Here is a 10,934-nt window from a genome sequence, read left to right on the forward strand (position 1 = left end):
CTTCAGCGTCCGATATTCCTGAGAATGTGTACCGGTTTACCGTCAGGTACAAGGATCCGCAAAGCGGCGTCGAAGAATCAAAAATAGTGCAAAACGTCAGGGTGAAAATTACCCCTTAGCCAACAGTTTCACTTCCGGGGAAACACTTGATGCGATGCATGCAGGAGAGTGGCAGGGTGTGGTCACATGCACTTGACTCGAGATCAGGCGCAGTGGCCGCGGGTTCGAATTCCAGCCTGATCGCCATCGGCGCCAACCTGCGCCCACGCCTTCGCGCTCGCCGTCGAGGCCGAGGCGCGCGCACCAGTACCTGCTGGCCCGCGCCACCGGAACGCCAACGATCTTGGACACCGCAGAAATGAACCGCGTGCTCGAAAAATTCAAGCCCTACGGCGCGAACGCGCAGACCGCTGGATGACCGGCTCTTGAAAGTTTGATACAATTCAAAAAATATTGACACAATCGTATAATGACTGATACAATCAGTCTCCGCGCTCGATTTTCCCCCAAGGAAAACCGGGTATTGTTACCCGCCCGCTTGCAGCCACGCTCAAGCCCAAACCCTGGAATTTTATGCCATCCATCAATATCAATTTTATCCTGCCCGCGATTTTGAAAGTCGGGACTGAAGCAGTCATTAGTGTGCAGCCCATTCCTGGAGTTGATCAGACCAAGGCAACAATACATGATCTGACGCTGACTGCGCCAGATCACGCGCCGGAGGCCGTCTGGACTTATCAAAGGGGTTTTGAATTTTCCGATTGGGCTTTCAGTTTTATTGTGCCGGAAAGTTTCATGTTTCACGGCCACTCCTCATTGGCCATCGTCAACTTTAAAATATCGGCCGGGGGACAAGTATTTCAAACGCCGGATAACGATATTATAATTGTTGAAACTACTGTCAACAGACCGCCTTTTTACGTAACTTCCATTACTCCAACCACCATCCAATTGGACGCTCAATCCACTGCCCAGGTGTTGGTGACAGGAACCTCTCTTGACAAGGCACACCCACGCTGCGAGCTGGCGGGTCCTTTGCCGGCCGGTGCAACCATCACAGCCGCTAGTGCTACGAATTGCACAGTGGAGATCAAAGGAAGCGACGCATCAGTTCCCGGGAAGTATCGAATAATCTTGTACGAGGCAACTACTCAGGACACTTTCATCGTACCGATTGACATAAACATTGAGGAAAAAAGTCCCGCGCCAAAATTGAAGTTGCTTTCCATTACACCGGATGTTCTGGCGCCGGGTGACTCTTTCAAATTGAGAATTTCCAAAGACGTTGGGACCAGCGGTTGGAATGATGTACATATCAGAGTTGTACAGATTGATGAAGCAAGCGGGCGCACCTCGAACGTTCAGTACGGCAACATCAATCCCGTTTCCAACACCGAATGTAGCGTTGACTGTATCCTGCCTACTGCCGTAAAAGTCGTGCTCAATGAAAAAGCAACCCTCAAACTTTTTGCTTTCTATAAAAGAAATTGGGTAAATGTTACCAACACGCTTCCGCTGACGCTCCGTCCAGATCCTCGGACCACAAAATACACTGTCAGCACTTGTCGACCCCACGCGGCTAGCAAACAGTTTATAAAGTCCTCCAATTTTCTTTTTGTTCTTAATGGAACCAATCTCGATCAAATAACCTCGGTCAATCTCGGAAATGCATATCAAATGGATATTTTTGCACGAAGAGCATTCCGAATCCAATGCAGATTTTTGACTCCTCCGAATGATATCAAGCCAGGTCTGTATAATTTTACCATCAAATATAATGATCCGCAAAGCGGAACTGAAAAAACAGAAGTACTGAAAAACATCGTTGTGCAAATTAGCGTTTAGTCAATCAGTTTCGATCAAAGCGGGAGAGCGGGTGACTTGCCGGGGGATCGAGTCCCGCTTCTCTCCACCAGGATAGGATCACCGGTTTTTGAAATTCCCCTGCGTCAAAATAAATCTTGCGGCGCCACCGCGCAGATGCGCGCAATGACCGGCTCTTGGAATTCTGATACAATTTTGAAGAACTGACATAATCAGTCCACACGCCCGGTTTTCCAAAGGAGAATCGGGTATTATTACCAACCCGCATCCAGCCACGCTCAAGCCAAAACCTTGGAATTCTATGCCATCCATCGATATCAATTTTGTCATGCCTTCGCTTTTGAAAGTCGGGGCTGAAGGAGTCATCCGTGTACAGCCCATTTCCGAAGTGGATCAGACCAAGGCAAAAATAGATGATCTGACGCTGACTTTGCCAGGTGGTGAGTCGCACGCCGTCATCGATTATCAAAGAGGTTTTGAATTTTCCGATTGGACTTTCAGTTTTCTCGTGCCGCAAAGTTTCCACAGTGTGATCGGCCCCTCCACGATGGCTATCGTCAGCTTTAAAATATTGGCCGATGGGCAAGTATTTCAAACGCTGGATGACTGTATCATATGTGTTGACACAGACATCAACAAACCGCCGTTTTCCGTAGCCTCCATTACTCCAACCACCATCCAATTGGACGCTCAATCCACTGCCCAGGTATTGGTGAAAGGAAAATCTCTTGACAAGGCATACGCAAGCTGCAACTTGGCGGGTCCTTCGCCGGTATATGCAGCCGTCACCGGCATCAGTGCTACGAGTTGCACAGTGGTCATCAAGGGAAGCGACGTACCAGTTCTCGGGAAGTATCGAATACTCTTGTACGAGGAAACTACTCAGGACACTTTCATCGTACCGATTGACCTAAGCGTTGAGGGAAAAAGTCCCACGCCGAATTTGAAGTTGCTTTCCATTGCACCGGATGTTCTGGCGCCGGGTGACTCTTTCAAATTGAACATTTCCAAAGACGTTGCGACCAGCGGTTGGGATGATGTGCGTATTATAGGTGTACAGATTGATGAAGCAAGCGGATACACCTCGAACGCTCGCCACGGCCATATCAATCCCGTTTCCAACACTGAATGCAGTGTTGACTGTATCCTGTCTTCTGCCGTAAAAGTTCTGGCCAATGAGAAAGCAACCCTCAAACTTTTGGCTACCTATAAAATGGAATCGGCAAACGTTACCAACACGCTTGCGCTGACGCTCCATCCAGATCCTCGGACCCCAAAATTCAACGTCAGCAGTTGTCTTCCCTTCAGGGCTTCCAAACAGTTTGCAAAGTCCCCCGGTTGTCTTTTTTCTCTTACTGGAATCCACCTCGATCAAATAACCTCCTTCAATCTCGGAAATGCATATCGAATGGATATTTCTTCGCAAACGGCATTCCGTATTCAATGCAGATTTTTGACTCCTCCAAATGATATCAAGGAAGGTGTGTATCAGTTTACCGTCAAGTATGATGATCCGCAAAGCGGCACTGAAAAAACAGAAATATTGCAAAACGTCAATGTGGAAATCACTCCCCCTTAGTCAAACAGTTCCATTAATAATCCCCGTGCCCGGGCTTCCCAAGGGAAGATCGGTGATCGTTACCAACCCGCTTGAGGTCACGCTCAGGCCCAAACCCTGAGAAACCACATGCCAAACATAGACATCATGTTCGTCCTGCCCGCTACTTTGAAAATCGGGGGCGAAGGAATGGTTTATGTACGCCCTATTCCCGGGGTGTTTCATACCAGAGCAGGAATATTTGATCTGAAGCTTGTGGTAAATGGTGACGAGCATACCGTCACCAATTATCAAAAGAGTTTTGAATCGACCAGTTGGGTTTTCAGTTTTTTCGTGCCACAAAGTTTCCACAATTTACCTGGTCCCACCCAATCAGCCATCGTCAGCTTTAAAATATTGTCCGATGGACATGTATTCCAAACGCTGAATAACTTTTCCATCGATGTTGAAATAGAAGACGACAAATCGCCGTTTTCCGTAGATTCCATTACCCCAACCTCCATTGAATTGGACGCGCAATCCAGCGCCCAACTATCGGTGGCAGGAACCGGTCTTGACAAGGTATCCACAACCTGCACCTTGGTGGGTCCTTCGCCAGTAGACGCAACTGTCATCGGTGATACCCCTACAAATTGCTCAGTGGTGATCCGGGGAAGCGACGTATCAGTTTTCGGGAAATATCGAGTAATACTGAACGATCTAGCTTATCATGATAGTTTTCTCGTACCGATCATCATAAACATCGAGGAAAAAATTCCCACGCTGAAATTGGAACTGCTTTCCGTTGCACCGGATGATCTCTCGCCGGGTGACTCTTTCAAATTGGAAGTTTCCAAAGACGTTGCTACCGCCAGTTGGGACGACGTGCGTATTGGAGATATACAGATCGATGCAGCAGGCGGAGGCACTGCGGAGGTTAGCCACGGCACTGTCAATGGTGATTCCGAAACCGAAGGCAGCATTAACTGTAGCGTGCCTTCTTCGCTCGAAGTGACGGCCAAGGAAGAAGCGACTCTCACACTTTCGGCTACCTACAAGGGAAAACCGATGACTGTGACCAACACGCTTCAGATCACGCTCGAGCCAAATTCTCAGACCAAAACGTTCAGCATCAGCAGTTGCACTCCCACCATGGTTTCCAAAGCGGATGTCCAGGCCGCCGGTTTCCGTTTTTCCATTATGGGGCAAAACCTCGATCAAATAACCTCCATCAAATTCGGAAATTCATATCAAATGAATATTCTCTCGCGTACCGCAAGCAGGATCCAATGCAGGTTTTTGACTTCAGCGTCCGATATTCCAGAGAATATGTACCGGTTCACCGTCAGGTACAAGGATCCGCAAAGCGGCGTCGAGGAATCAAAAATAGTGCAAAACGTCAGGGTGAAAATTACTCCTTAGCCAACCGGTTACCCGGCAGCTTCGCTGGCCCGGGTCAGAGAAACACGTTCTCGTCGGCTCCGATGGGGACCGGCTCGGGCCGGTCGATCTTGCATTCGATGCCCAGGTGGCGTCCATTGCCCGACGAGCGCCCGAAGGCATCGAGGACCTCCAGCACGTGCAACGCCAGCGCGCCACAGGCGCGATGCGGTCGGCCCCGGTGCATCGCCAATACCATCTCGGTCAGTCCGACGCCGCGGTAGTTCGCGACCCGCGCACCGGCGTTCGGCGTGTAGTTCTCCACGCCAAAAGGATGGGCGCTGATGTCCATCGGCTGCCAGGGCCCCCCGCGCTCGCTCAGGCGGGGCGTGCCGCCGAACCAGTTCGGATCGACGCCCAGCAGGCTGCCTTCGGTGCCGTAGATTTCAATGGGAGCGCGCTGGTGCGCCCAGACGTCCCAGGAAACGCTCATCGCCACGTTCGCACCGTTGACGAACTCCAGCACGCCGTTCACCGTGGTCGGCACCTCCACGTCGATCACCTGGCCGCGCAGCGGCTCGCTGCCGACCGTGCGCTGCGGCAGACCGACGCTCGCGCAGCCGCTGACGCGCGCGACCGGACCGAGCAGGTTCACAAGCTGCGTCACGTAATACACGCCCACGTCATGCATGGGTCCCCCACCGGGCTTGAAGAAGAACTCCGGGTTCGGGTGCCAAGACTCCATGCCGCGCGAGAGCATCGCGACGGAGCCGCCAATCGGCCTGCCGATGCGTCCGGCGTCGATCGCGGCGCGGCAGGCCTGGTGCCCTGCACCGAGGAAGGTGTCCGGAGCGCAGCCGACGCGCAATCCGCGCGTGGCGGCATGGGCGAGCAGGCGCTGCGCCGCACCGAAGTCGCTGGCCAGCGGTTTTTCGAGGTAGACGTGCTTGCCGGCCGCAAGAATCTGCTCGCTGACCGGCGCGTGCGCCTGCGGCACGGTGAGGTTCACGACGATCTCTATGTCGGGGTCGTCGAGCAGGGCCTGGACCGACATGGCGCAGACGCCATGCTGGAGCGCCTTGGCCTGCGCGGCCTCGGTGCGCAGGTCGGCGCAGGCCTTGACCCGGACGAGGTCCGATCCCTTTGCGCCGTTGAAGTAGGTATCGCTGATATTGCCGCATCCGATGATGCCGATGTTCACGGGTTGCATGTCGTCAGGCCTTGAGGTTGTCGAGGTAGGCGTAGGCGTTGCGCGCGAACCGGGCCGGGTCGCGCGGGTTGTCGTGCTCGGCCACGAGGCAATGCACCCCGGCGGCACGGCACGCCGCAGAGAGAATCCGCCAATCCATGGTGCCGCTGCCGATGTCGGTCCAGCCGTCCTCGTCGAGCTTCTCGCCGGCAGGCGCCAGGTCCTTGGCGTGCGCCGAGACGACGCGCTCTGCGTAGCGGCGCAGCCAAACCAACGGGTCGGCGCCCCCGCGCACGAGCCACGCGACGTCCACCTGCCAGCCCAACGGCGCATCGCCGGCCGCGGCGAAGAGCAGTTCCAGCGCCGTGCTGCCGCCCCCCTTGGGCTTGAGCTCCCAGTGGTGATTGTGGTAGCCGAACGCGATGCCATGCTCGGCAAAGCGCTGCGCGTACCCGCCGAGCTCGCGCCCCAGTGCCTGCCAATACGGTGCATCCCCGTCGCGCTCGGCCGGCGGTACCGCGGGCATGAACAAATGGTTGAAGCCGATCGTCTTGCAAGCGGCGGCCACCGCGTCGAAGCGCTCGCGCAGCGCCGTCATGTCCACGTGGCTGGACGACGCGCTGAGTCCTCGCGCGCCGAGCTTCGCGCGGGTGCCGCTGGCGTCGTCGAGATGGGCTCCCGTGAGCTCCACCTGCCGGAAACCGGCCGCGGCAACGATATCGAGTTGGTGCTCGAAATGGCCCGCGTTGCGCAGGCTGTAGATCTGGATGGAGAGGGGCAGAGGAGTTGTAGTCATGGGAGGAGCAGGGAGGAAGGGGAGCGGTCGAACGGGTGGAAGGGTCCTGCGTGCTACGGCTACGGCGTGATGCGCCGTTCGCTCGCAGGGTCGAAGAGGCAAGCCGATGCGCCGTCCGGGCGCAACCAGACCGTGTCACCGACGCGGCGGCCATGGCGCGGCGCCAGGCGCAAGCCAGCGCGCAGGCCGTTGATTTCGGCGAAGGCAAAGGTGTCGGCCCCGGTGGGCTCGAGCAGGTTCAAGCGGACGGGCAGCGCTCCGGGCGTGCCGGCATCGACCTCGGTGAAGTGCTCGGGCCGCAGGCCGAGGATCGCCGGGCGCCCGTGCCACTCGGCTTGCGTCGCGGGCCCCAGGGTCAGCCGGACGCTGCCCGCAGCGGTTTGCAGGGACAGCTCCCAGCGTCCATCCGCGGTGTCGAGCGTGGCGGGCAAGAGATTCATCGTCGGCGCGCCAATGAAGCCGGCGACGTAGAGGTTGGCCGGCCGCTCGTAGATTTCCTCGGGCGTTCCCAACTGCTGGACCTGGCCGTCGCGCATCACCGCGATGCGGTCGCCCAGGGTCATGGCCTCGACCTGATCGTGCGTGACGTAGACGATGGTCGCGCGCAGCCGCTGGTGCAGCGACTTGATCTCGGCGCGCATCTCCACGCGCAGCTTGGCGTCGAGGTTGGACAGGGGCTCGTCGAACAGGAACACGCGCGGGTTGCGCGCCAGGGCACGCCCCATCGCCACGCGCTGCCGCTGCCCGCCCGACAGCTGCGCCGGCCGCCGCTCCAGAAGCGCCTCGATCTGCAACACCTTGGCCACGCGCGCCACCACGCACGCGCGCTCGGCGCGCGGGACCTTGCGCATCTCCATGGCGAATTCGATGTTCTCGCGCACCGTCATGCTGGGGTACAGCGCGTAGGACTGGAACACCATCGCGATGTCGCGATCCTTGGGGCTCACGCCGTTGACGACGCGGTCGCCGATGATGATCTGCCCCTCCACGGTGCTCTCCAGCCCGGCGATCATGTTCAGCAGCGTGGATTTGCCGCAGCCCGAGGGACCGACGAGGATCAGGAACTCGCCGTCGGCGACGTCGATGTCGATGCCGTTGAGCACCGGCACGCGGCCATAGTGCTTGCAGACGTTGCGAATGCGCAGGCTGGCCATGCATCTACCCCTTGACGGCGCCGCTCACCAGACCGCGCACGAAGTATTTGCCCGCCGCGATGTAGATCAGCAGCGGGGGCAGGCCGGCGATGAGCGCCGCAGCCATGTAGGTGTTGTGGTGCGCCACGTCCTCCTGCACGTTGGTGAGGTTGTTCAGGCCCACGGTCACGAGTTGCTGGTCCGACGGTGCCAACACCAGCGCGAACTGGAAGTCGTTCCAGATCGACGTGAACTGCATGATGGCCACGACCACGAGGATCGGTTTCGCCGTGGGCAGCACGATGCGCCGGAAGATCACCCACAGCCCCGCGCCATCGATGCGCGCGGCCTTGATCAGGTCGCCCGGAAATCCGACGAAGTAGTTGCGGAAGAAGAGTGCGATGGGCAGGCTGTAGAGCGTGTGCACCACCACCAATCCGACCAGGGAATGCGCCAGTTGCAAGCGCGCGAAGATGATCGACAGCGGAAACACGAACAGGACTCCCGGCACGAAGCTGCCGAACATCAGCACGAACAGCACCGCGTCGCTGCCGCGAAAGCGCCACTTCGCGAGCAGGTAGCCGTTGAAGCACCCCCAGAGGGTGGAGATCACCGTGGCGGGAATCGCCACCATCAGCGAATGGACGAAGTAGCGCGCCAGCCCTGCGCACGCCGGGGCCCCGGTGCACGCGGTGGACCAGGCTGCGATCCAGGGCTCGACCGTCCAGCGCGCAGGCAACCCCAGCACGTTGCCCGCCTGGATCTCCTGCAACGGCTTGAGCGAGTTGATGAGCGCGAACCACGCCGGCAATGCGAAGAACAGCGTGGCCAGAATCAGCGCCCCATAAATGGCCAGGCGCGATGCGGCACGCGAGCGGTCTGGTAGATCAATCATGGCGCGGCCGGCGAAGTTCGCGCACGATGTACGGCACCGCGATCGCGATGCTCATCATCAGGATGATCGACCCCGACGCCGCCGCCAACCCCATCTGATCGCGGCGAAAGAAGCGATCGAACATGTAGAAGGCCGGCAGGACGGTCGCCTGTCCGGGGCCGCCCTGGGTCAGCACCACCACCAGGTCAAAGGTCTTCAGCGCCGCCGGCAACAAGATGAGCACGGCACTGAAAACGGTCGGGCGCAGCGTGGGCAGGACGATGCGCCAGTAGATGCGTGGCAGGCTCGCGCCGTCGATCATCGCGGCCTTGAAAACCGAGTCGTCCACGGCGCGCAGCCCGGCGATGAACATCGCCATCACGAAGCCCGTTGCGTGCCATACCGCGACCGCCGACATGGCGAAGATGGCCCGGTCCGGCCGCACGATCCAGTCGAAGACCGCGCCCTGCCACCCGAGGCCGTGCAACCACGCCTCCACCCCCAGGTCGGGCGACAGGAGCCAGCGCCAGATCGTTCCGCTCACGATCCAGCTCAGCGCCAGCGGGTACAGGTACAGCGTGCGGAACCCGCCTTCGAACCGCACCTTCTGGTCCAACAGGATGGCGAGCACGCAACCCAGCACCAATGAAGCGCCGACGACGATGGGCAGGTAGCGCAGCAGGTTCCACAGTGCAAGCCACCAGTTTTCGTCGGCCCACAGGCGCTGATACTGCCGCAGGCCGACCCATTTGTATTGGATGAAGCCCTCGGAATCGACGAACGAAACGAGCACGACCCACAGCGCCAAGCCGTAGAAGAAAAGCAGGCTCACGAGGAAGGCCGGGGAGATCAACAACTGCGGCAGCCAACGCTCCCCCCCGGGCGGCGCATGGGCCCCCGAAGCCGGCGCAGTGGCTGCGGCTTCGGGTCCTCCCGTGCGGCGCGCTGGCGGCCGCGTTGCTGCAACGCTCGAATCCATGGCCCTGTGCCCGATCGCGGCGTGGGTTGCCCGGCGTCTCAGTTGGCGCGCGCGGCGGCCAGCATGCGGTTCGCTGCCTGCTGCGCGGTCATGCTGTCGTCGTTCCAGAAGGCGAGCACGACGTCGCGCCAAGCGGCGATGCGCGCAGGGGTTTGCAGCATCGACGGCGCCGCCGCGAGCGTGCCGTCCTTGTTCCCCGCGACAAAGTCCGCGTACGACTGGCGGGCGCACGCGTCGAAGCCCGACACGTCGGCGTCCATGCGCACGGGCACCGAGCCCTTGATGAGGCTGAATGCGACCTGCGCGTCCTTGTCCATCAGCGTCTCGGCCAGCGCGACCTGCGCGGATGGCGACTTGGCGTTTCTGAAGAACATGAAGGCATCGCTGCTGAAGACGTGGCCACTCCCGCTTCCCGGCACCGGAATGCAGAAGTAATCGACGTTCGGCTTCTTGCCCGCCAGCGTGAACTCGCCCTTGACCCAGTCGCCGTTCACCTGCGCGAGGGCCTTTCCCTGAATCACCATCTGCGTGGCCTCGTTCCACCTGCGCGTGGCTGCGCCGCGGTCCGAGTAGCCGCGCGCCTTGCGCATCACCTCGAACGCCTGGACCATTCCGGGGCCCTTGAGGGCCGCCTCGTCGGCGTCGTAGAACGCCTTGCGGAAAGCGTCCGTGTGCATCGTGCCGTAGGCCACCTGCATGAACATGAAGTTCACCCAGGAGTCCTCGGCCATCGCCAGCGGAATCATTCCGGCAGCGCGCGCCTTCTCGGCCATCGCGAAGAACTCGTCCCACGTCTTGGGCGGAGCCGACGCGCCGATCTTCTTCAGGCCGGCGGCGCTGATCCACATCACATTGTTTCGGTGGACGTTCACCGGCACGGCCACGTAGTTCTTGCCGCCCAGCTTCGCGTAGCGCTGCACGGGCGCCGGCAGTGCGTCGTCCCACCCGCCCTTCGCCGCAACGTCGTTCAGATTCGCCAAGTTGCCGGGGTTTGCAGCGTAGGCCCGGACGTCCGAATTGATCTGCGCCGCGTCCGGCGGACTGCCTTTGCCGACCCGCGTCTTCAGCAGCGTGCGCTGGTTGTCGGCGCCCCCGACGGCCAAATCCTTCCATTCCACGCCCCGCACGCTGAGCGCTTCCTTGAACTTGCCGACGGCGGCCGTCTCCCCGCCGCTGGTCCACCAGTGCATGACCTCCACCGACTCGCCGGCCCGGGCGCTGC

The 10,934-nt window shown here is 59.2% G+C and carries 9 protein-coding genes; 3 read left to right on the forward strand and 6 right to left on the reverse strand.

Translation table 11 applies throughout. The features are described 5' to 3' along the window. The first annotated feature begins 573 nt into the window (after positions 1-573). From VTU_RS32390 to VTU_RS32400, 3 genes are all read left to right on the forward strand, one after another. The gene (locus VTU_RS32390) at positions 574-1,845 is read left to right on the forward strand and encodes a hypothetical protein (protein ID WP_138927762.1); all 1,272 of its coding nucleotides are present in this window, start codon (positions 574-576) and stop codon (positions 1,843-1,845) included. Positions 1,846-2,125: 280 nt separating this feature from the next. Further along, positions 2,126-3,403, forward strand: coding sequence for a hypothetical protein (locus VTU_RS32395; protein ID WP_138927763.1), 1,278 nt, complete (start codon positions 2,126-2,128; stop codon positions 3,401-3,403). A 108-nt stretch (positions 3,404-3,511) separates the two neighbouring features. Continuing rightward, positions 3,512-4,783, forward strand: coding sequence for a hypothetical protein (locus tag VTU_RS32400; protein WP_138927764.1), 1,272 nt, complete (start codon positions 3,512-3,514; stop codon positions 4,781-4,783). Between the two features lie 34 nt (positions 4,784-4,817). Here the strand turns inward: VTU_RS32400 and VTU_RS0101845 are convergent, their stop codons facing one another. From VTU_RS0101845 to VTU_RS0101870, 6 genes are all read right to left on the reverse strand, one after another. Continuing rightward, complete coding sequence (locus tag VTU_RS0101845; RefSeq protein WP_010100179.1) at positions 4,818-5,951, reverse strand: Gfo/Idh/MocA family protein; 1,134 nt, start codon at positions 5,949-5,951, stop codon at positions 4,818-4,820. Between the two features lie 4 nt (positions 5,952-5,955). Further along, positions 5,956-6,726, reverse strand: a complete 771-nt coding sequence (locus tag VTU_RS0101850) for a sugar phosphate isomerase/epimerase family protein (RefSeq protein WP_010100182.1) — start codon at positions 6,724-6,726, stop codon at positions 5,956-5,958. 59 nt (positions 6,727-6,785) lie between these two features. Further along, entirely contained in the window at positions 6,786-7,880 is a 1,095-nt protein-coding gene (locus tag VTU_RS0101855; protein WP_010100184.1) for an ABC transporter ATP-binding protein, read from the reverse strand. Positions 7,881-7,884: 4 nt separating this feature from the next. Beyond that, complete coding sequence (locus VTU_RS0101860; RefSeq protein ID WP_010100186.1) at positions 7,885-8,754, reverse strand: carbohydrate ABC transporter permease; 870 nt, start codon at positions 8,752-8,754, stop codon at positions 7,885-7,887. Then, complete coding sequence (locus VTU_RS0101865) at positions 8,747-9,565, reverse strand: carbohydrate ABC transporter permease (protein WP_236610613.1); 819 nt, start codon at positions 9,563-9,565, stop codon at positions 8,747-8,749. The genes VTU_RS0101860 and VTU_RS0101865 overlap by 8 nt, the downstream gene beginning before the upstream one ends. Before the next feature lie 185 nt (positions 9,566-9,750). Beyond that, positions 9,751-10,934: ABC transporter substrate-binding protein (locus tag VTU_RS0101870; protein ID WP_010100189.1), on the reverse strand; the 1,184-nt coding region annotated here is incomplete at its 5' end.

The organism is Verminephrobacter aporrectodeae subsp. tuberculatae At4 (assembly GCF_000193225.1).
Taxonomy (GTDB): domain Bacteria; phylum Pseudomonadota; class Gammaproteobacteria; order Burkholderiales; family Burkholderiaceae_C; genus Acidovorax; species Acidovorax aporrectodeae.